General features: G+C 71.4%; 19 protein-coding genes and 2 pseudogenes. 5 read left to right on the forward strand and 16 right to left on the reverse strand.

The genetic code is table 11. The features are described 5' to 3' along the window. Positions 1 to 162: 162 nt before the first annotated feature. A pseudogene (locus ACGFX9_RS09135) lies at positions 163 to 784 on the reverse strand (AraC family transcriptional regulator). Positions 785 to 974: 190 nt separating this feature from the next. Between ACGFX9_RS09135 and ACGFX9_RS09140 the strand changes: the two are divergent. Beyond that, on the forward strand, positions 975 to 1,754 hold the full coding sequence (locus tag ACGFX9_RS09140) for a PP2C family protein-serine/threonine phosphatase (protein WP_393467093.1): 780 nt from the start codon (positions 975 to 977) through the stop codon (positions 1,752 to 1,754). A gap of 54 nt (positions 1,755 to 1,808) precedes the next feature. Continuing rightward, positions 1,809 to 2,429, forward strand: a complete 621-nt coding sequence (locus ACGFX9_RS09145) for an L-threonylcarbamoyladenylate synthase (RefSeq protein ID WP_393467096.1) — start codon at positions 1,809 to 1,811, stop codon at positions 2,427 to 2,429. Positions 2,430 to 2,454: 25 nt separating this feature from the next. Here ACGFX9_RS09145 and ACGFX9_RS09150 read toward each other — a convergent pair whose 3' ends face one another. The 5 genes from ACGFX9_RS09150 to ACGFX9_RS09170 form a co-directional block, all read right to left on the reverse strand. After that, on the reverse strand, positions 2,455 to 3,114 hold the full coding sequence (locus ACGFX9_RS09150) for an alpha-ketoglutarate-dependent dioxygenase AlkB family protein (RefSeq protein WP_393467098.1): 660 nt from the start codon (positions 3,112 to 3,114) through the stop codon (positions 2,455 to 2,457). Continuing rightward, positions 3,111 to 3,674 (reverse strand): hypothetical protein, encoded by a 564-nt coding sequence (locus ACGFX9_RS09155; protein WP_393467101.1) that lies wholly within the window; start codon positions 3,672 to 3,674, stop codon positions 3,111 to 3,113. The genes ACGFX9_RS09150 and ACGFX9_RS09155 overlap by 4 nt, the downstream gene beginning before the upstream one ends. A gap of 104 nt (positions 3,675 to 3,778) precedes the next feature. Beyond that, on the reverse strand, positions 3,779 to 4,516 hold the full coding sequence (locus ACGFX9_RS09160; protein ID WP_393467104.1) for a 2OG-Fe(II) oxygenase: 738 nt from the start codon (positions 4,514 to 4,516) through the stop codon (positions 3,779 to 3,781). 38 nt (positions 4,517 to 4,554) lie between these two features. Continuing rightward, positions 4,555 to 5,526: a DMT family transporter gene (locus ACGFX9_RS09165; RefSeq protein WP_393467107.1), complete on the reverse strand. Its 972-nt coding sequence runs from the start codon at positions 5,524 to 5,526 to the stop codon at positions 4,555 to 4,557. Between the two features lie 133 nt (positions 5,527 to 5,659). Then, positions 5,660 to 6,568, reverse strand: coding sequence for a DMT family transporter (locus ACGFX9_RS09170; RefSeq protein ID WP_393467110.1), 909 nt, complete (start codon positions 6,566 to 6,568; stop codon positions 5,660 to 5,662). Positions 6,569 to 6,671: 103 nt separating this feature from the next. On the opposite strand from ACGFX9_RS09170, the gene ACGFX9_RS09175 reads away from it, so the two are divergent. Continuing rightward, on the forward strand, positions 6,672 to 7,523 hold the full coding sequence (locus ACGFX9_RS09175; RefSeq protein ID WP_393467112.1) for a LysR family transcriptional regulator: 852 nt from the start codon (positions 6,672 to 6,674) through the stop codon (positions 7,521 to 7,523). A 134-nt stretch (positions 7,524 to 7,657) separates the two neighbouring features. Here ACGFX9_RS09175 and ACGFX9_RS09180 read toward each other — a convergent pair. The 7 genes and pseudogenes from ACGFX9_RS09180 to ACGFX9_RS09210 all read right to left on the reverse strand — a co-directional run. Further along, positions 7,658 to 8,089, reverse strand: a pseudogene (locus tag ACGFX9_RS09180) (PPOX class F420-dependent oxidoreductase); the annotation flags it as partial. 199 nt (positions 8,090 to 8,288) lie between these two features. Continuing rightward, a complete protein-coding gene (locus ACGFX9_RS09185) occupies positions 8,289 to 9,557 on the reverse strand; it encodes an ABC transporter permease (RefSeq protein ID WP_393467115.1) in 1,269 nt (422 codons plus the stop codon). Further along, positions 9,554 to 10,261: an ABC transporter ATP-binding protein gene (locus ACGFX9_RS09190; RefSeq protein WP_393467117.1), complete on the reverse strand. Its 708-nt coding sequence runs from the start codon at positions 10,259 to 10,261 to the stop codon at positions 9,554 to 9,556. The genes ACGFX9_RS09185 and ACGFX9_RS09190 overlap by 4 nt, the downstream gene beginning before the upstream one ends. Beyond that, positions 10,258 to 11,622 (reverse strand): peptidoglycan-binding protein, encoded by a 1,365-nt coding sequence (locus ACGFX9_RS09195; protein ID WP_393467121.1) that lies wholly within the window; start codon positions 11,620 to 11,622, stop codon positions 10,258 to 10,260. Before ACGFX9_RS09195 ends, ACGFX9_RS09190 begins: the two co-directional genes overlap by 4 nt. Further along, the gene (locus tag ACGFX9_RS09200) at positions 11,622 to 12,188 is read right to left on the reverse strand and encodes a hypothetical protein (RefSeq protein ID WP_393467124.1); all 567 of its coding nucleotides are present in this window, start codon (positions 12,186 to 12,188) and stop codon (positions 11,622 to 11,624) included. Before ACGFX9_RS09200 ends, ACGFX9_RS09195 begins: the two co-directional genes overlap by 1 nt. A gap of 122 nt (positions 12,189 to 12,310) precedes the next feature. Beyond that, the gene (locus ACGFX9_RS09205; RefSeq protein ID WP_393467127.1) at positions 12,311 to 13,225 is read right to left on the reverse strand and encodes a prephenate dehydrogenase; all 915 of its coding nucleotides are present in this window, start codon (positions 13,223 to 13,225) and stop codon (positions 12,311 to 12,313) included. Beyond that, positions 13,222 to 14,550 carry a PLP-dependent aminotransferase family protein gene (locus ACGFX9_RS09210; RefSeq protein WP_393467130.1) on the reverse strand — a complete coding sequence of 443 codons (1,329 nt, stop codon included), beginning with the start codon at positions 14,548 to 14,550 and terminating at the stop codon, positions 13,222 to 13,224. Before ACGFX9_RS09210 ends, ACGFX9_RS09205 begins: the two co-directional genes overlap by 4 nt. Before the next feature lie 211 nt (positions 14,551 to 14,761). On the opposite strand from ACGFX9_RS09210, the gene hppD reads away from it, so the two are divergent. Beyond that, the gene (gene hppD / locus ACGFX9_RS09215) at positions 14,762 to 15,859 is read left to right on the forward strand and encodes a 4-hydroxyphenylpyruvate dioxygenase (RefSeq protein WP_393467132.1); all 1,098 of its coding nucleotides are present in this window, start codon (positions 14,762 to 14,764) and stop codon (positions 15,857 to 15,859) included. A gap of 10 nt (positions 15,860 to 15,869) precedes the next feature. Further along, on the forward strand, positions 15,870 to 16,943 hold the full coding sequence (locus tag ACGFX9_RS09220; RefSeq protein WP_393467135.1) for an alpha-hydroxy acid oxidase: 1,074 nt from the start codon (positions 15,870 to 15,872) through the stop codon (positions 16,941 to 16,943). Here ACGFX9_RS09220 and ACGFX9_RS09225 read toward each other — a convergent pair. The 3 genes from ACGFX9_RS09225 to ACGFX9_RS09235 are packed head-to-tail and all read right to left on the reverse strand — an operon-like array spanning position 16,937 to position 19,597. Next, the gene (locus ACGFX9_RS09225) at positions 16,937 to 17,203 is read right to left on the reverse strand and encodes a ferredoxin (RefSeq protein WP_393467136.1); all 267 of its coding nucleotides are present in this window, start codon (positions 17,201 to 17,203) and stop codon (positions 16,937 to 16,939) included. The genes ACGFX9_RS09220 and ACGFX9_RS09225 overlap by 7 nt on opposite strands. Continuing rightward, positions 17,200 to 18,417 (reverse strand): cytochrome P450, encoded by a 1,218-nt coding sequence (locus tag ACGFX9_RS09230; protein WP_393467137.1) that lies wholly within the window; start codon positions 18,415 to 18,417, stop codon positions 17,200 to 17,202. Before ACGFX9_RS09230 ends, ACGFX9_RS09225 begins: the two co-directional genes overlap by 4 nt. A 7-nt stretch (positions 18,418 to 18,424) precedes the next feature. Beyond that, positions 18,425 to 19,597 (reverse strand): cytochrome P450, encoded by a 1,173-nt coding sequence (locus ACGFX9_RS09235; RefSeq protein WP_393467139.1) that lies wholly within the window; start codon positions 19,595 to 19,597, stop codon positions 18,425 to 18,427. Positions 19,598 to 19,602: the final 5 nt, after the last annotated feature.

Consider the following 19,602-nt stretch of genomic DNA (forward strand, 5'->3'; position numbering starts at 1 on the left):
GCTACAGGCGATCGCCGCGGGGCGGCCACTGTCAAGGCATCCGCAGGGCTACTGCGGCACGTTCAGGACGAAGTCGAAGTCCGCCTCCTTCGCGTTTCCGACCGTGCGGTGGTCCATCGCTCCTCCTGAAAGGGTGGGGTGGGTTCCGGATCGGCTATGAAGCTATGCGGAGGGCCGGGGGCGGGCGATGGACTCAAGCCGGTGGTCGTGGTGAATATCGCCGGTGCCGCGGCGGAAGTCCCCGGGGCTCGCGCCGGTCTCGCGGCGGAAGAAACGGCAGAAGTAGGCCGGGTCCCCGAAGCCGACCCGGACGCCTACCTGACGGGCCGACAACTGCGTACGCAGGAGCAGGCGTTTGGCCTCGTGGACTCTGGTCTGCCGGATCGAGCCAGGAGCGCTGCCCGAGCCCCCGCAGGACGTTACGGTCCGCGGGATGGTCCAGGAGGAAGTCGTCGGTGAAGAGGATGACGTGTCCCTCCAGGCCGGTGACGTTCTCCCAGTGGTGGACCTGGCCTGGGGCGATGAAGCACAGGTTCGGCGGGCGCAGGACGAAGCGGTCGATGTCTACGACGTGGCGGCCGGTGCCGCCGGTGACGTGGACGATCTCGTGGAAGGTGTGCCGGTGCGGAAACGGGGCACGCGACATCGGCCCGATGGTGTCGAACGTACCGAGGGCGAAAGGCGGTGCGTTGGGCATGGGGACCTGGAGGCGATGTGTCGGCATGCCCTCGTCGCCGGGTTCCCCGTTGTTTCCCTCGCCGGGTAAGACCGTTGTGCCGCGCATGCGTACGCTGCGGGACGGCGGGAAGGCGGACTGGTCGGTGCCGGAGGGTAGCCTGCGGGTCGCATGATCCTGTAGGCCCTGGCGGAAGGACGGCTGAGAACCGCGTGCGTGAAGGGAGCGGCAGGCCCAGCGGGCCCCCAGCGGCTCACGGCGCGACAATGGTGGTGCGGACGGAGAGGCGGGACATGAGATGCCGTACGTGACAGTCACCGCTCTGAGCCATCCCGGGCTCATGCGCGACCACAACGAGGACAGCCTGGCCGTCGGCCCGTGGACCCTGTGCGGGACCATGACCGAGAACCCGCAGACACTGGGGTTCCCGCTCGGCAATCCCCTCGTCGTCGCGGTCGCCGACGGCATCGGCGGACAGCCGGGCGGCGAGGTGGCCAGCGGCATCGTCGTCCGGCGGCTCGCGGAGCTCGGACCCGCCATGGACAGCGAGCAGACCGTGCGGGACGCGCTGAGCGTGTGCAACAACGCGGTGTACGGGGCCGCCGAACGCGACCCGGAGCTGACCACCATGGGCACGACGGTCGCCGGTGTCGTGGTACTCGGGACGGAGCTCCTGGTGTTCAACGTCGGCGACAGCAGGGTGCTCGACGTGAGCCTGGGCGGCGCGGACAAGACGCTGCGCCAGGTGAGCGTCGACGACAGCCCGCCCTTGGCTCCCGGCAGGCGCACCACGTCGATCGTGACGCAGGCGCTCGGCGGCGCACCGCGGTTCAGCGCGGTCACGCCGCACGTCAGCACGGTGCCGCTCGTCGTGGGGCAACGGTATGTGGTCTGCACGGACGGCCTGACCGACCCCGTGCCCGAGGACATCCTCGACGAGATCCTCAAGACCCACGACGGCGGCCGTGCGGTCTTCGAACTGTGGAAGGCCGCCATCGACGCCGGTGGTCCCGACAACATCACGCTCGCGCTGATCAGCGTCCTCGACGACGACCAGCCGTTCGCCGAGGAGGACTGAGGGTCGCGCCGTGCGCACCGTGGGGCTTGTGGGGCGATCACGTACGCTCGGCGGATGGCGAAGTATTTTGACGTGCACCCCGACAACCCTCAGCCGCGGATCATCAACACCGTGGCCGACAGCATCCGCTCCGGCGGGCTCGTCGCGTATCCGACGGACTCCTGCTTCGCGCTGGGATGCCAGCTGGGCAACCGCGACGGCCTCGACCGGATCCGCACGATCCGGCGCCTCGACGACCGCCACCACTTCACCCTGGTGTGCCAGAACTTCGCGCAGCTGGGTCAGTTCGTGCACGTCGACAACGACGTGTTCCGCGCGATCAAGGCGGCCACCCCCGGCAGCTACACCTTCATCCTGCCCGCGACGAAGGAAGTGCCGCGCCAGCTCCTGCACCCGAAGAAGAAGACAGTCGGAGTCCGGATCCCCGACCATGTGGTCACGCAGGCCCTGGTCGCCGAGCTCGGTGAGCCGCTGCTCTCCAGCACCCTGCTCCTGCCCGAGGAGGAGGAGCCGCTGACGCAGGGCTGGGAGATCAAGGAACGGCTCGACCACGTGGTGGACGCCGTCGTCGACTCGGGCGACTGCGGGACGAGCCCGACCACGGTCATCGACTTCTCCGGCGGCGAGGCCGAGATCGTACGGCGCGGCGCGGGCGACACCTCGCGCTTCGAGTAGCGGCGCGACGCGGGGTCCCGGCCGGTCAGTCGGTCAGGCCGGTGACCCGCATCGTGATGTTCAGGCGCCCCGAGGCCAGGCCGCAGGCGGGGTCCGCGGTGCCTTCGTGGACCTTGGGCACGCCATGGAAGACGTAGCGCGAGGGGCCGCCGAAGACGAACAGGTCGCCGGAGGCCAGTTCGATGTCGGTGTACGGCTTCGTACGCGTCTCGGTGTTGCCCACACGGAAGACGCAGGTGTCGCCGATGGACAGCGAGACGACCGGGGCCGGGGAGCGCTCGTCCTTGTCCTGGTGCATGCCCATCCTGGCCTGCCCGTCATAGAAGTTGATCAGCGCCGTGTCCGGGGTGTACCCGGCCGCGGCCGACGCGTCCCCGTACGCCGCGAGCAGCGCACGGCGGCCGAGGTCGACCATCCAGCCGGGGAACTCGGCGACGCGGCGGCCGTTCACGTCACCGGCGGTGCGGGTGTACTTGTACGGCTGCCAGTGCCAGCCGACGCACACCGTCCGCACGGACATCACCCCGCCGCGCGGCAGCTCGGTGTGGCGGATCGGCACCGGCCCGGTGGCCCAGCCGCGGCACGCCTCGACGAGTTCACGCTGCTGCTCCGGGGTGAGCCACTGAGGCACGTGCACCGCTCCGGGGGCGACCTCCGTGGTGGGGCGGGGGATCAGGGCGCTCACGGGGCGGCCTCCGCGGGCAGGTAGGTGGTGACCCAGCCGTGGCGTACGTCCCAGGTGGCTCCGTCGGCGGTGGCGCCGCGCATGCCGTGCAGGACGTCGTGTCCGGCGAGCGCGGGCAGGCGGGGGTCCTGGAGGGAGGCGAAGGCGTAGCTGCGGGCCGGGTCCCAGTCGGTGGAGTGGCGCAGGCGGCGGGCCAGCTGGGCGAGGCCGAGCGGCGCCGCGGCCAGCACCCAGGCGTCCGGGAGCTCGGCGGTCAGCCGGTTCGCGGGGCGCAGCCAGGACGCGGCCGTCTCGGGCCAGCTCACCGTGGTGAGGACCGTGCCGCCGCGGGCGTTCCACGCCGCGGCGAAGGCTTCGGCGGCGGCGCGGGAGGCCGGATCGCGGCTGTGGCCGATGGTGACGGTCTCGATGCGCGCCTTCGGGAGCGTCAACAGGCCGATGAGGGCGTCGAGTTCGGCTTCGGTGTGCGCGGCTGGGGCGGTCAGGTCCGCGTGGGCGGCCATCTCGGCGGGGCGGATGAGGGGCGAGCGGGATGCTTCCCGGTCCTTCAGGATGCTCATGGTGGCGTGGCGCTTTCTGGGTCTGTTCTCCGACGAGCGTACTGAGCGGGCGGGCAGACCGCGCAGGGGCGGTGACCGGGGGTGACCGGCGTGCTGCCCGGGGTTCACGCCGCGTCGTGAAAAACCAGACCGAGCGTGCGTCGCCGTCCTGAGCGGACGGTGCTCACGCCGTGCCGCATCGGCCCGGTCGACCAGCCGCGTTTCGAGGCCACGGGCCGGTCGCGGGTCGTGAAGATCAACCCGTGCCCCTGAGGGAGCGTCGTGGACGAGCCGCGCGTCTGGGCGCGGGGGCGCTGCTCGGTCATGATGAACTCGCCGCCGGTGAAGTCCGTTCCGGGAGCGTCGAGTCCGATGACGACCTGGAGCGGGAAGAGCATGTCTCCGAAAACATCGCGGTGCAGGGCGTTCCAGTCGCCGGGCCCGTAACGCAGCAGGATCTGCGCGGACTTGGCCTGTCCGGCAGCGTGGCACATCGCCACCCACTCCCCCAGGCTTTCGGGCCAGGGGGCTGCCTTTGAGAGCTTCGCGGCCCAGTCGCGGGCGATGGGCAGCAGCCGGGGGTAGAACGCCTCGCGCAACTCCCGTACGGCATCGGGCAGTTCGTGGGTGAAGTAGCGGTACTGGCCGGAGCCGAAGCGGTAGCGGGCCATGTCGACGGTCGAGCGGAACCGGTCCGTCTCGTCGTACAGGGCCGCGATGTCACGGCATGCGGCAGGGGTGAGGAGCCGGCCGGTGAGTGCGTTGCCGTGTTCGTCGAGTTCGGCGGTCAGGGCGTCCCAGTCGCAGGCCGCGACGCGTTCGCCGACGTGGGTGACTGCCGGGTGAGTGGTGTGGGGTGTCATGAGGGGTTCCCCCTGCGGATCGGATCAGGGCGGGCGAGTCAGGCCGACCGGCCCCCGCATACCCCATGGTCCCCAGCGGCCTCCGCGCGTGCTGGCGGCATTCGGACAAGGTCCTGCGAGGCGCTGCCCGAGCCCGCCGGAGCTCCGGGCACGTCGGACCCCGGATTCCGCTTCTGCCTGCGCGTCATGCCGACCCCGAGGAGTACGACCACCATGCCCGCCGCCACGCGGAGGCTGAAAGCCTCGTCGAGCACGACGGCACCCAACCCCACGGAGACCACCGGCAGCAGATAGCCGACGGTCGCGGCGTTGGTCGCCCCTTCGTCCGCGATGATCCGGTAGGTGAGGTGGAAGGTGACGCCGGTGGCGAAGATCCCGAGCAGGGCGACGGCGATCAGGGCCATGGGGTCGACGTGGATCGTCTCCAGGCCACCGGCCGGCAGGGCCAGCGTCGTCAGGCCCGTCGCGGCCATGAGCTGCGCCGCGGAGAGGGAGAGGGTGGGCACGCCCTTCCCGACGAGGTGATGCCCCATGTACGCGAAGCCGACGGCGTAGCTCGCCGCCGCGCCCAGGAGGGCGAGGGCGCCCCAACTCGCGAGCCCGGCCTGGTGCCACGGGGCGAAGATCAGCAACGTACCCGCGAATCCCAGGAGGAGCCCGGCTAGGCGGATGGGTCGCAGTCCTCGTTCCGTGCCGATGGCGAGGCCGATCAGGACGGACCACAGCGGCGTCGTCGCGTTCAGCACGCCGGCGATCCCCGAGTCGACGGTCTGCTCGCCGACGCTGAAGAGGCCGAACGGCAGGGCGTTGCAGAAGAACGCGGCGACGAAGATGTGCTTCCACGTCGCCCGGCCCCGCGGCAGGCGCTTGCGCGTACCGAACAGCAGGACCGTGAGCGTGGCGGCGCCGAGCGCGCAGCGGATGAGGGTGACCTGGACGGGGGTCAGGCTTTCCAGGGCCAGTTTGATCCAGAGGAAGGTCGATCCCCAGAGGAGGGCGAGCACGCCCACCCTCGCTCCTGCCCATGTTCTTCCGGGAACGCCGTTCACTGTTGTTCTCCTCGCTCTGGTCCGTTGTCAGGGAACGATGCCGCCACCGACCTGAAAGGACAAGCAAAGAGTTTTGAAGCTTCGTTAAGCGATGCTACATACAGCGGCGCCGCCGGGGGACGAGGATGCTCACCGCGTTCGCCGTCACGATCGCCGCGATGGCCAGCCCCTCCGTCCGGTGCAGCGGCTGGCCCAGGACGACCATGCCCACCAGCGCCGCGAGGACCGGGTTGACGCTCATGAAGATGCCGAAGAAGCGGGCGTCGACCCGGCGCAGGGCGAGCAGGTCGGCGAGGAAGGGGACGGCGGAGGAGAGGATGCCCGCGGCGGCGGCGCAGGCCAGGGCGGTGGCGGTCGGCGGGTGGTGGGCGAGCACCGCGATGCCGATCGGCAGGTAGAGGAGCGCGGAGATCCCCGCGGCGGTGGCCGAGCCCTCGACGCCGGGAAGCCGGGCTCCGACCGCGCGGTTGAGCAGGATGTACGAGGCCCAGCACACCGCGGCGAGCAGGCCGAGGGCGATACCGGCGTAGTCCGTGCTGGGCTGCGGCCTGGCAAGGACGGCCACCGCCGCGCCCGCGATGACGGCGCAGCCCAGGTCCACCGCGCGGCGGGACGCGGCGAGGGCGACCGTCAGCGGGCCCAGGAACTCCAGGGTCACGGCGAGGCCGAGGCCCACGCGGTCGATCGCCGTGTACAGGGAGAGGTTCATGGTGGCGAAGACCGCCGCGAGACACAGGAGCGGCCACCACTGGCGCCGGGTGAAGGTGCGCAGCTTGGGCCTGCCCACCGCCATCAGTACGGCTCCGGCTATCCATTGCCGCACGGCCACCACCCCGGCCGGGCCTATGGCGTCGAACGCCAACGCGCCGGTGGCGGCGCCGACTTGGTTGGACAGGCCGCTGCCGAGCATCATCGCGATGCCCGGGAGGCGGCCCGGGGAGCTCTCCGTCGCTTCCCCGGGGACGAAGGCGACGGGTCCGGCTTCGCTCTGAGACGTTCGCATGCACCGCAGGATGCGCCACTCGCGTGCATACGAAAAATGCATGCGAGTGTTCATCCATACGTTCTGGTTATCTATGCTGCGAGGCCTTGTATACGGTGTCGCCATGCATCTGGAACTGCGTCATCTGCGCTGTCTGGTGGCCATCGTCGACACCGGCGGCTTCACCGATGCCGCCGCCGAGCTCGGCGTGTCCCAAGCGGCCGTGTCCCGGACCCTCAGCGGCCTCGAGGACGTTCTCGGGGTGCGCCTGCTGCATCGCACCAGCCGAAGCGTCACGCCCACCACGGCGGGAGTGCAGGTGCTCGCCCGCGCCCGTCATCTGCTCGCGGAGGCCGACGATCTCATCCGTGAGGCGACCACCGGGCACACGCGGCTGCGCATCGGCCACGCCTGGTCGGCGATGGGCCGCCACACGGCGGAGTTCCAGCGCCGCTGGGCGGCCGTCCGTCCCGACGTCGAGCTGTACCTGGTCCGGACGAACTCGGCGACCGGCGGTCTCGCCGAGGGCCTGTGCGATCTCGCCGTCGTACGCACGACCTTCGACGAGACCCGTTTCGCCAGCGCCGTCGTCGGTCACGAGCGCCGCTTCTGCGCCATGGCGAGCGACGACCCGTGGGCCAGGCGCCGCTCCATCCCGCTGGCCGACATACGGGAGCGGACGTTGCTCGTCGACCGGCGCACCGGCACCACCACCGCCGAGCTCTGGCCCCAAGAGGCCCGCCCCCCGGTGGAGTACACCCAGGACATCGACGACTGGCTCGCCATCATCGCGTCGGGCCGCTGCGTGGGCCTCACACCGGAGAGCACCGCCAACCAGTACCGCCGCGACGGCGTCGTGTTCCGCCCGCTGCGCGACGCCGGCCCTATCGCCGTCCGTCTCATCTGGCGCCGCCACGACCCGCATCCCGTGACGCACGCCGCGGTGGCGCTCCTGACGGATCTCTACCGGACGTAGGGCGGCGGGCCATCCGAGCCGAGGCCGACCTGCAGACCCGGGCCGCCCTGCAGAGCGGGACCGTCCGCGGCGTCACCGGGACCCTTGAAAGCCACCTTGGGGCCGCTGCCCGCGAGGACCCGCTTTCCGGCCGCCCCGTACAGGTGCTTCACGTGCAGCCGTACCACCAGGCGCCGTTCCCTCACCATCGCGGCGCGGAACCCCTCCCAGTCGGGGTGCTCGCCCTGGAACCCCCGGAACACCACGGCCAGTTCGTCGGCGACCGCGTCATGCGGGTCGGTCACGACCGGCGTCAGTTCGGCGTCGCCCTCGGCGACCATGTAGGAGAACCCGGCGCCGTCGGTGACAAGGAAGCTCGCCCGCGGATCGCGGCGCAGATTACGGGTCTTGGCGCGGCTGTCGGTCACCATGAGGCGGATGAGGCGGGCCTCGGGGTCGTAGGCGTAGCCGACGTTGGAGAGCTGCGGGCGGCCGTCGCGTTTGAGGGTGACGAGCGTCCCGATGCGCTGTTCCTGGAGCAGGTCGAGCAGGGCGCTTTCGTCGTCTTTCCCTAAGTGCTCAGTCATGCGGCGAGAATACGAGAGGCAGGCACCGTCAAGGCAGGGGCGAAGCCCCTCTGTTGGACACCTTCTTCATTGGTCACCTATTGGACGCGCAGCACAAAGCGATGCCCTCGTCGCCCGCGGGGGATTGGGCTGACGAAGGCACCGCGTCTTTGGGTTCGCATTCCTGTGGAACCGCAGTGTTATGGGTCTCGCTATTCGGTCACGTCGTGGCCAGCGCCTCCGTGGGAGGCAGCCGTGCCGCGCGCACCGCGGGATAGAAGCCTGCGAGCCCGCCGATGACCAGGGTCGCTCCGACTCCGCCCGCCATCGCCCAGACCGGCACCACCGAGGGCCAGCCCTGGTAGGTGGAGTAGCCGGAGGTGACGGCGATGCCGAGCAGGACGCCGCCCAGGCCGCCGAGCGCGGACAGCAGCAACGCCTCGCAGAGGAACTGCGTACGGATCTGGCCGCGGGTGGCGCCGAGCGAGCGGCGCAGGCCTATCTCGGAGCGGCGTTCCAGGACCGAGATGACCATGGTGTTGGCGACGCCGACCCCGCCGACAAGCAGGGCGACCGCGCCCAGGCCAAGCAGCAGACCGCTGAGGGTGTCGTCGGTGGCCTCCTTGGCCTCCAGGACGTCGGAGGGGCGCGAGACGTTGGCCTCGCTGGGGTTCTCCGGGTTGGCGGTGGCGCCGAGCACCGACTGGACGTCGGCCACGGCGGATTCCTCGGCGCGGGTGTAGACCGTCGTCGGGTATCCGTCGAACTCCAGCTCCTGTTCCGCGACGGGCCAGCCGACCAGCGCGGCCGAGTCCAGGTCCGGGACGAGCTCATTGGCCGCGAGAAGGCCCACGACGGTGAACCACTGACCGCCGAGCCACACCTTCGTGTCGGGTCCCGCCCGGAAGACGCCCAACTGTTCGGCGGCCTTGGGACCGAGGACGACGGCGGGATAGCGCTGGTTCGCCGCGTTCAGCCAGCGGCCGTCGACGATCTGTGCGCCCGCGGTCTTCGGCAGATCGGTGCGTGCCGCGTACACGTTGAGGCCGCCGGTCTCCTCCTTCTTGATGTGGTCGTTGCGGTAGACCTTCGCGCTCGTCTTGCCGATGGCGGAGACCGACTCGACGTCCTTGATGTTGCCGATCATGTCGACGGACGAGTCCGGCAGATGGGCCGCGTCACCGGCGAAGGACTGGCCGGGGGCGACGGTGAGGAGGTTGGTGCCGAGCGCGGCGAGGCGCCGGTTGAGGTCCTCGCTGCTGGAGGTGGAGATGCCCACCACGCCGACCATCGCCGCGATGCCGATGGCGATGCCGAGCGCCGAGAGGAACACCCGCATGGGGCGCGAGCGCAGCCCCGAACCGCCGACCCGCAGTACGTCGGCCGGGCCCATCCGGGCCGGCTTGGGGCGCGGTGGCGGCGCGGGGCGTGGCAGCTCGTCCGCCGTGCCCCGCTCCTCCGTCGTACTCAACTCTCTGGTCAGGCTCATCGCACGGCCTCCTCGGCGAGCAGAGCCGCCGCGTCGTGCTCGATGCGGCCGTCCTTGATCCGGACCTCGCGCGGCAGGGAGCCCGCGATGTCCCGGTCATGGGTGATGACCACGACCGTGGTCCCCGCCCGGTGCAGTTCGTGCAGGAGCTCGATCACCACCGCTCCGGAGTGGGAGTCGAGGGCGCCGGTCGGCTCGTCGGCGAGCAGCAGCGGTGGGTCGCCGAGCACCGCGCGGGCGATGGCGACGCGCTGCTTCTCACCGCCGGAGAGCTGATGGGGCTCGTGGTAGAGCCGGTGGCCGAGGCCGACCCGGCGCAGGGCGCGCTCGGCGAGTCTGCGCCGCTCGGCCCGGGGCCTGCCGCTGTAGAGCAGCCCGTTGGCGACGCTGTCCAGTGCGGGGACGCCCGGGGCGAGATGGAACTGCTGGAAGACGAAGCCGATGGTCCCCGCCCGCAGCGCGGACAGTTCCCGGTCGCTGAGGCGGGCGATGTCGTGCCCGTCGATGTGCACGGTGCCGGTGGTGGGGCGGTCGAGGGTGCCCATGATGTTGAGCATCGTGGACTTGCCGGAGCCTGACGGGCCGACGACGGCGAGCAACTCCCCGCGCCCGATGACGAGATCGGCGCCCTTGAGCGCGGCGACCTCCCCGTACGTCTTGGAGACTCCGGCCAGTTCGACCACCGGGTGGGCCGCGGTGGTCACTTGGGGACCCCCACGACCGTGCCGTCGGTGATGCCGGTGCCCGACACCTCGACCATGCTGTCGGTGAACATGCCGACCTTGACCGTCCGCGGCTTCACGCCGCCGTCCGCGTCGACGACCTCCACGGCGTAACCGCCTCCGCGCTGCGCCACCAGGGCGTTCACGGGGACGACCAGTACGTCCTTACGGGTCTCCGCCTTCAGGGAGATCTCCACGGCAGCCGCCTGGTAACGGCCAAGGCCCTTCTGGTCCTTGACCTTCAGCTCGACGGGCAGGGTCGGCTTGTCGTCGCCGCCGCCCGACTGGCCCGAGCCCCCGGACCCGCCGTCCTTGGACGGTGTGGTGGGGGTGCCGACGTCGGTCACCTCCGCTTGGACGGTCGTGTCGTCGGGAAGGGTGACGGTGGCCTTGGTGCCCTTGTCGACCATGTCCTCGTACTGCACGTCGAGATCGACGGTCACGGTGCGTTCGGTGCCGGTCCAGGTGAGGACGGGCCCGTTCGCGGGGGCGCCTGCCGTGGCCTTCACCTCGGCGACGCGCCGGGCACCGGAGGCGACCACGGCGTCCGAGGGCTGCACGGTCCCGGTCTCCTCGCGCCCCAGGTCGTCCTGCCAGTCGCGCACGGCTCCGGCGGTCCCCGCGTCGTACGTGTCGTCGACGGTGAAGCCGGTGTAGCCGAGCGCGGAGAGGTTCTTCTCCAGGACCTCGACGTCCTTGCCCTCGGTGCCCGTCTCCAACGGGCGGTAGAAGGGCGTGGAGCCGTAGAGCAGCGGAACTTTCTGTTCCGCCACCTTGTAGGCGGACTGCCCGCGCTTGATGGTGTCGCCGTCGCCGGGCACCCAGGTGATGATCCCGGCGCCCGCCTTGCCGGCGGGCGGTGCCTGTACGGCGGTCACGTCGCCGTAGCCGAGGTTCCCGTCCACGCTCTCCGTGCGCGTCAGCGTGGTCCGCTCGACCTTGGCGGTCTTCGGCGGGGCGGAGGGCGCGTCGCCCGCCGACCCGCTGCCGTCGTCGCCGAAGACTCCGGTGGTGGCGGCTCCGGCTGCGGCGACCACGGCGATGGCGACGACCACGATCAGCGACATCCGCAGCGGGCGGCGCCTGCGGCGGCTCACCGGCGGGGGCGCCGCCCCTCCGTCCTCGCCGCCGTCCGCGCCACCGGCCTCGGGGACAGCCTCGGGGGCGGTCTCCTCGCGCCCGGTGCCGACTGCGCCGGGAGCCCGCTCGGACACCTCTCCGGGCGTGTGCAGCTCCAGGGCCCCGGAGCCGTTGCCAGAACTGCGGGCCGGCTCCTCGGCCCCCTCCAACTCCGCTGCCTCTTCGCCCCGTTCCCTCTCACGGGTCTCGTCCGGTGCGGTCATCAGGCGCCGCCGCCCGAGCCGGTGAGGCCGCCGCCGGGCCACTTGTCCTGGCAGGCGATCCGGGCCTTCTGGAACGCGTCGCTGCCGGGGTCGATGCCACTGGCGCCGAAGTCGAGCGACATGTTGCCGCCGTTGATCTCCGGGTCGGGCAGCTTGGGCAGGCCGTTCTCCCGCATGCACTTCGCCCAGGCCGAGACCTTCGCCGAGTCGAGCGCTCCGCCGCCCCCGCCGCCGCCGAGCTGGCCGCCTTGGGGCATCTTGTCGCGGCAGGCCTCCTGCGCCGACTGGAATTCCTGGGAGTTCGGGTCGACGTCACCGCCGGGGCTGAGCGCGATGCCGCCGCCCGCGTCCTTCTGCGGGTCGGGGAAGCCTGATACGCCGTTCTTGCGCATGCACTGGGAGAAGGCCAGGGCCTGGTCGAAGGGGCTGGTGGGCGAGGCGTCCGGTTTCTTCGGATCTTTGGACGCGGCCGAGGAGTCACCGGAGCAGCCGGTGACGAAGACGCCGACGACGAGTGCCGACGCGGCGAGCAGAGTCTGGGCGGTTCGCTTGTGTGTGGTGGACATGGGGCCAAGTTCTACGCGGGCACCGGTCACACGGCGGATACAAGCGGCGCCGGCCGTACAGGCTCGCCCGGCGTCCACGCGGCGCTCCGGACAGCACCCCGCCTCACCTCGGGAAACGCGCTTCATCTCGGACCGCAGGGGATGCGCTGTCCAGGGTGGGGAGTGTCCGGACGGGGCCCGTCCAACTCCCCCACGCCCGCGACCCCGCGGTCGAGGAGGTCCACCAGGGTGTGTCTGCTCTTGCCGGTCAGTTCCCGCCCCCTGCCGGGATCGGCGAGGTCGTACAGGGCGGCGACGATGCTGGAGAGGTCCTCCTGAAGCCGGGTGAGGATGTCGGCGACCGCGGCAGCGTTGGACTCGACGATGTCGCTCCACAGCCGGGAGTCGCCGCGGGCGATGCGGGTCGTGTCGCGCAGCCCCTGCCCCGCCAGGTGCGCCGCCTCAGGAGGCCCCTCCCCCAGGCGAGCCGCCATGAGGCTGGCCACCAGATGCGGGGCGTGGGAGGTCAGCGCCACCGCGTCGTCGTGCGCGCGGGCCCGCATCACCCGCGGCACCGCGCCGCACAGCGCGATCAGGTCGAGCGCCCGGCCGAACGCGGCTCTGGACGTGAGGCGGGTCGGCGTGAGCACCCAGGCCCGGTCCCGGAACAGCTCCGCGCGGGCCGCCAGCGGGCCCGAACGCTCTCGGCCCGCCAGAGGGTGGCCGCCGATGTAGCGGGACGGGTCGGGGGCGGTGTCCAGGATCTCCCGCTCGGCATGCGCCTTCACGCTCGCCACGTCGGTGTAGCTCAACGCCAGGCGCTTCTCCTGCAGTTCGGCGAGGACCGGTGCGATCTGACTGGGCGGTACCGCGAGAACCGCCAGGTCCACCGGGGCCGGTGGAGGCTCGGCCCGCCCGGCGCCCAGGACCGCGGCGGCTCTTACGGCGGACTCGTCGCGGTCCGAGAGATAGACGGTCACGCCGCACAGGCGTGCCGCGAGCGCCACGGAGGTGCCGATCAGTCCGGTGCCGACGACGGCCAGGGTGCGGATCGTCATGTGACCTCACCGTCCAGACGCTCGCGGATCAGCGCGGCCAGCCGGTCGAGGCCCTGCTCGATCCGCTCGTACGTCAACGTACTGATCGACAACCGGAGTTGATGGAACCCGCCCGTCGCCCCGTAGAAGTGGTGCATGGGCGTGAACAGCACGCCGTGGCGGCGGGCCGCGTGCTCCAGGAGGGCGTCGTCGACGGTGAACGGCACGGTGAGCACGATGAAGAACCCGCCGGTCGGCGCGTTCCAGGTGACTTCGGGACGGGCGCCGAGGCGCAGTTCGAGGCCGTCGAGGACCTGGCTCAGGTTGCGGCGGTAGACCTCCGTCTCCTGCCGGTTGGCGGCGACCAGGCTGCAGTCGTGGGCGAGGAGTTTGCCGCCGATGACCGCCTGGGCGATCGGCGAGGTGTTGACCGTGAGCATGCTCTTCAGCTTCGACAGCTCATCGGCGAACAGCCCGTCCGCGGAGCCATCGCGGCCGGCCACCCGCTGGTCGGCGACCACGTATCCCACGCGCGCGCCCGGCATCCCCGTCTTGGCGAACGAGCCGAGATAGACGACGCGTCGGTGCCGGTCGAGGGACTTCAGCGTGGGCGGGCGGTCGGCCGCGCTGTTCAAGAGTCCGTACGCGTTGTCCTCCAGGAGCAGGAGGTCGTGCTCGGCGGCGATGTCCAGGAGGCGGTGCCGGTCGGCGAGCGGCAGACTGACACCCACCGGGTTGGCGAAGTCCGGCGTCACGTAACAGGCGCGGACCCGCCGCCCCTCGCCGCGCGCCCCGCGCAGCTGGACCAGCAGGTCGTCGAGGTCGATACCGGCCGCCCCGGTGCGCACCGGGAGTACCGGCATGTCGGCGAGCAACGCGGCTCCCGTCAGGCCGACATAGGACGGGATCGGGGCGAGCACCGCATCGCGGTCGTCGGCGCGCAGGGCACGCAGCAGCAGGAACATCGCCTCCTGACAGCCGACCGTGACGACGACGGACGAGGGGTCGGCGTCGATGCCCTCGTCCACGGCGAGACCGCGTGCGACGAGATCGCCGATGATCCCCTTCGTTGCGCCGTACTGGAACAGCGTGCGTGCCGTATCCGCCTCGCTCAGGCCGCGCCGGGTGCGGAGGTGGTCGCAGAAGACCTGGAGGTATTCGTGGATCTGGGTCACGTCGTAGAAGCCCTCGTAGGGGCGCCCTGCCGCGAACGAGATCGCGTCCGGATAGGTGTCGGCGACCTGGTTGAGGAGGTTCATGGACTCCATCGCCACATCGGAGAGCGACGCGTGCAACGTGGCCGCGTTCAACTCCGCGACGGCGATTTCAGTTTGCAGGATTTCCATCACTTCAGCGTCTCCTGACAGCAGATCCACAGCAATGCCTTGACAGGTGCGGGAACAGCGGAGGCGGTCGTAGCATCGGGGCCGCAAAGAGAATTCTGCCTCGCGGCCCGGCGGTTGGGTCCGGTATTTCCGCGGCATCTTTCGCGGCTCCGGAATTCTTCGGTCCGGCGCGAGGACAACAATCCGCATTCATCTTCCCAGAAGGACTCCGATGACGGATTTACCCGCAACGGCCCCGATCAATGACTTCGCGGTCGACTATGTCGAGATGTACGTGGAAGGCCTGGAGGCGGCGGCGTTCGCCTGGGTCGACAAGTACGCCTTCACGGTGGTCGGAACCGGCGGCTCCGCCGAGCACCGCAGCATCGCCCTGCGCCAGGGACGGATGACCCTGGTGCTCACCGAGGCGACCGCCGGGCGGCACCCCGCCACCACGTATGTCACCACGCACGGCGACGGCGTCGCCGACATCGCTCTGCGCACCGCCGACGTGTCCGCGGCGTTCGCCGCCGCGGTGGCGGGCGGCGCGCGTCCCCTGCGGCAGCCGACCCGGCACGCGGGCGAAGGCCCGGCGGTCACCGCGGCCGTCGCGGGATTCGGTGACGTGGTGCACACGCTGGTCGAGCGAACTCCCGGTGAGGGTCCCGGACTTCCGCCCGGATTCGTTCCCGCGCTCGGCTCGCGGCAGGCGCGTACCCGTGAGGTCGGGCTGCTCGACATCGACCACATCGCGGTGTGCCTGAACGCCGGCGACCTCGAATCGACGGCCGCGTTCTACCGACAGGCCTTCGGCTTCCGTGAGGTCTTCGAGGAGCACATCGTCGTCGGTGCCCAGGCAATGGACTCCAAGGTGGTGCAGAGCGCGGGGACCGCCGCGGTGACGCTGACGCTCATAGAGCCCGATCCCCTGGCGCAGCCCGGTCAGATAGACGAATTCCTCAAGAGCCACCACGGCGCGGGCGTGCAGCATCTGGCCTTCTCCAGCAAGGACGCCGTCCGCTCGGTGCGCACGCTGTCCGCGCGCGGTGTCGGCTTCCTCCAGACCCCGACGACGTACTACGACCTGCTCGCCGAACGGATCGGCCTCAAGTCCCACCCCCTGAACGAACTGCGCGCGACGAATCTCCTCGTCGACGAGGACCACGACGGCCAGCTGTTCCAGATCTTCACCGCGTCGACGCACCCGCGCGGCACGCTCTTCTTCGAGGTCATCGAGCGTCAGGGTGCGCAGACCTTCGGCAGTTCCAACATCAAGGCGCTGTACGAGGCCGTGGAGATGGAACGGACCGGGCAGCGTGTGGCGCGTTGATCCCGCGGCCGTGCACGATCTGAGCGACATCGAGCGTGCCGCGGCCGCGGCTCTGCCGCCCGAGGTGTGGGACTTCGTCGCAGGTGGCAGCGGCCGTGAGCGGTCGCTCGCGGCGAACCGGGCGGCGTTCGACCGCGTGTTCGTCGCCGCCCGGGTGCTCAGGGACGTCTCGGCGTGCGCCACGGACGCGGTGCTCCTGAAACGTCCGGTGCGGATGCCGGTGGCGGTCGCCCCGGTCGCGTACCACCGACTGGTGCACCCCGAGGGCGAGTTGGCCACGGCGCGGGCGGCGAAGGCGGCGGGGGTGCCGTTCACGGTGGCCACGTTGAGCAGCGTCCCGGTCGAGGAGGTCACGGCGGCCGGGGGCTCGGTGTGGTTCCAGCTCTACTGGCTCCGCGAGCGGCAGCGCTCCCTGGATCTGGCGCGCAGGGCCGAGGACGCGGGCTGCGAGGCGCTGATGCTCACCGTCGACGTGCCCTGGATGGGCCGCCGCCTGCGGGACGTGCGCAACGGCTTCGCGCTGCCCGGGCATGTGCGTGCCGCGCACCTCGACGGCGGCGCGGCCTCCTCGGCCCACCGGCCCGCCCGGAACGGCTCGGCGGTGGCCGCCCATACCGCCGAGGCGTTCTCGGCCGCGGTGACCTGGTCCTGCGTGGAGGAACTGCGCGCTGCCACCCGTCTCCCGCTGATCGTGAAGGGCATCCTGGCCCCCGAGGACGCGGTGCGGGCGGCCGGGCTCGGGGTGGATGCCGTCGTGGTGTCGAACCACGGTGGCCGCCAGCTCGACGGCGCGCTGCCCGGCGTCGACGCCCTGCCCGAGGTGGTCGAGGCGGTCGGCGGTGCGTGCGAGGTCATGGTGGACGGCGGCGTCCGCAGCGGCACGGACGTGCTCAAGGCGCTGGCGCTGGGGGCCGACGGGGTCCTGGTGGGGCGGCCGCCGGTCTGGGGGCTCGCAGCAGCCGGGGAGGCCGGGGTCCGGCAGGTCCTTGACCTGCTGGCCGACGAGCTGCGCGACGCACTGGGGCTCGCGGGCTGCGCCGTCGTCGGGGAGGCGAGGGAGCTGCGTACGGTGCGGCGTCAGTGACCGGCCGGGTCGTGCTCGTGTTCGTGCTCGTGCTCGTGGAGCGTGATCGCTCCGGATGGGCAGCGCCCCGCCGCCGCACGTACGGCCGCGGTCAGCTCCGGGCCGGGTTCCGGGGCGTTGAGCAGGACCTTGCCGTCCTCGTCCGACTGGTCGAAGACGGCCGGGACTTGGGCCATGCAGAGCCCGGAACCCGCGCATCGGTGGCGGTCCACCCGTACGTCCATCTGCTTCTCCTCCGCGTTCTCTTTCACAGGGGTCACCAAGTGACCGGAAGTCGCTCCACTCCGTGGGCGAGCGCGTGCGTGCGGAACGGCACCTCGTCCTCGGGCACGGCGAGGCGCAGGCCGGGGAAGCGGCGCAGCAGCGCCGGGTAGGCGATCCGCAGTTCCATCCGGGCCATTGCCGCGCCCAGGCAGTGGTGGATGCCGTGCCCGAAGGCGACGTGCCCGGCGGGTTCGCGCGTGATGTCGAAGCGGTCGGGCTCGGCGAGCAGTGCGGGATCGCGGTTGGCCGTCGGCAGCGAGCACAGGACGTGCTCCCCGGCCCTGATGAGCTGCTCGCCGACGGTGACGTCCTCCAGGGCGGTCCGGGGAGTCGGGGCGTGCGGCACCGACAGATAGCGGAGCAGTTCCTCGACCGCGCCGTCCACCGCCGCGGGGTCCTCGCGCACCGCGGCGAGCTGGTCGGGATGGCCGAGCAGCAGGAGGGTTCCGAGGCCCAGCATTCCCGAGATGTTGTCGAGGCCCGCGAGTACCAACAGGACGCAGACGCCCCGCAGTTCCTTGTCCGTGATCTGCTCGCCGTGGTCGCGGACCAGCATGCCGATGAAGCCTTCGTCGGGGTCGGCGCGCTGCCGTGCCACCATCGCGGCGACGTACCGCGAGAGCAGTTCCCCGGCCGCCGCGCGCCGCTGCCGTCCTCGTCCGGGGGCGAGGAAGGCGTGGCAGCGGCGCAGGAAGTCGCTGCGGTCGTCGCGGGGCACGCCGATCAGTTCGCACAGGGCGGCGCCGGGGACGGGTGACGCGAACGCCCCGACCAGTTCGGCGGGCGGGCCCGCGCGTTCCATGGCGTCGAGGTGCTCGGTGACGATGTCCTCGATGCCCGGCTCGATCCTGCGCATCCTGCGCAGCGTGAACTCGGGCGTGAGGATCTGCCTCAGGCGGGTGTGCTCGGGCGGGTCGTAGTCCATGAGCTGGCCGATCAACTCGTCGGGCCGTGGGCCTTCGCCGCGCCCCGCCGATGAGGGCGACGAGCGCGGCCCGAAGCGGCGCCGGGTGGAGAACCGCCGGTGGTCGGCGAGGACTTGGCGTACTTCGGCGTAGCCCGTGACGAGCCAGACGGGCACCCCGTCGGTGCCCGGGCCGACGTCGATCCGGGTGACGGGGCGCCCCGCGGACAGCTGGCGCAGCTCTTCGGCCGGGCCGAAGCGTGCGCGGCGGGTGTGGACGGGTTCGGGCTCGGTGGTGGCTGTCATCGCTCCCCTACCAGGTGACCGGCAGTGTCTCCACGCCGTACGGCGCCTGCGTCCGGAAGCGGATCTCCTCCGGTGGCACGGCGGAGCGCAGCGCGGGAAAGCGCCGCAGCACCGCCAGGTAGGCGCTCCTGAGTTCCATCCGCACCAGGGACGCCCCGATGCAGTAGTGGATGCCGTGGCCGAGGCCCACGTGGGCGGTGGCCTCCCGGGTGATGTCGAGGACGTCCGGCGGCGCGCCGTCCGGCCGGACGCGGTTGGCCGCGAGCAGGGAGCAGGCCACCTGGTCGCCCGCCTTGATGACCCGGCCCGCGAGGGGTATGTCCTCGCGGGCGGTGCGCGGTGAGGCCGTCGGGATGATCGACAGGTAGCGGATGAACTCCTCCACGGCCTGGTCGATCAGGTGCGGGCACCGGCGGAGCAGGTCGAGCTGGTCGGGGTGTTCGAGCAGCGCCAGGATGCCGAGGCCCAGCATGCTGGCCATGTTCTCGACTCCGGAGCCCATGACGAAGGCGGTGAGGCCGACGAGTTCGTCGTGGCCGATGTCGTCTCCGTGCTCGCTCACCAGTCTGCCGAGCAGGTCGTCGCCGGGCTCGCGGCGTTTGCGGGCGACGAGCTGGTCGACGTACGCGAGATAGGCGGCGCCCGCGGTCAGTTGGAGTCGGCGTCCGCGGAAGGCGGGCCGGCTGACCTTGAGCAGTCGGGCCAGCTCGGCCCGGTCGTCGCGGGGAACTCCGAAGAGTTCGCACATCACGAGGCCCGGGAGGGGCCAGGCGACGTGCCGCATGAAGTCGGCGGGCCGCCCGGCCTTCTCCAGGGAGTCGAGACAGTCCGCCACGACGGACTCGACGGCGGGTTCCAGGCCGCGCATCCGGCGGACCGTGAACTCGGGGGTGAGCAGCAGTCGGAGCCGGGAGTGGTCGGGCGGGTCGTACTGGATGAGGTTGCCCGCCTGGACCGGCCGGGTGCCGCCCGCGGGCGGGGCCGTGCTGAACCGCTCCGCGTCGCCGAGGACCGCGCGCACCTCGTCGTGGCCCGTGACGAGCCAGCCCGTCGACGAGCCGGGGCCTTCGCCGAGTTCGACCTCGGACAGCGGTGCCCGCGCGCTGAGTTCGCTCAGTTCGGGCAGCGGGTCGAGACGGTCCCTGCGGTTGTGCATGGAGAGGTCTGACGGCCGCGCCATGCGCG

The sequence above is a fragment of the Streptomyces sp. NPDC048436 genome (assembly GCF_043200355.1).
Lineage (GTDB): Bacteria > Actinomycetota > Actinomycetes > Streptomycetales > Streptomycetaceae > Streptomyces.

Coding starts and splice junctions, on each gene's coding strand:
- ACGFX9_RS09170 (WP_393467110.1), bottom strand. CDS start 6,568: ATGCGAACGTCTCAGAGCGAAGCCGGACCCGTCGCCTTCGTCCCCGGG.
- ACGFX9_RS09195 (WP_393467121.1), bottom strand. CDS start 11,622: ATGACCGCACCGGACGAGACCCGTGAGAGGGAACGGGGCGAAGAGGCA.
- ACGFX9_RS09235 (WP_393467139.1), bottom strand. CDS start 19,597: ATGGCGCGGCCGTCAGACCTCTCCATGCACAACCGCAGGGACCGTCTC.
- ACGFX9_RS09155 (WP_393467101.1), bottom strand. CDS start 3,674: ATGAGCATCCTGAAGGACCGGGAAGCATCCCGCTCGCCCCTCATCCGC.
- ACGFX9_RS09230 (WP_393467137.1), bottom strand. CDS start 18,417: ATGACAGCCACCACCGAGCCCGAACCCGTCCACACCCGCCGCGCACGC.
- ACGFX9_RS09210 (WP_393467130.1), bottom strand. CDS start 14,550: ATGGAAATCCTGCAAACTGAAATCGCCGTCGCGGAGTTGAACGCGGCC.
- ACGFX9_RS09140 (WP_393467093.1), top strand. CDS start 975: ATGCCGTACGTGACAGTCACCGCTCTGAGCCATCCCGGGCTCATGCGC.
- ACGFX9_RS09160 (WP_393467104.1), bottom strand. CDS start 4,516: ATGACACCCCACACCACTCACCCGGCAGTCACCCACGTCGGCGAACGC.
- ACGFX9_RS09185 (WP_393467115.1), bottom strand. CDS start 9,557: ATGAGCCTGACCAGAGAGTTGAGTACGACGGAGGAGCGGGGCACGGCG.
- ACGFX9_RS09175 (WP_393467112.1), top strand. CDS start 6,672: ATGCATCTGGAACTGCGTCATCTGCGCTGTCTGGTGGCCATCGTCGAC.
- hppD (WP_393467132.1), top strand. CDS start 14,762: ATGACGGATTTACCCGCAACGGCCCCGATCAATGACTTCGCGGTCGAC.
- ACGFX9_RS09200 (WP_393467124.1), bottom strand. CDS start 12,188: ATGTCCACCACACACAAGCGAACCGCCCAGACTCTGCTCGCCGCGTCG.
- ACGFX9_RS09145 (WP_393467096.1), top strand. CDS start 1,809: ATGGCGAAGTATTTTGACGTGCACCCCGACAACCCTCAGCCGCGGATC.
- ACGFX9_RS09205 (WP_393467127.1), bottom strand. CDS start 13,225: ATGACGATCCGCACCCTGGCCGTCGTCGGCACCGGACTGATCGGCACC.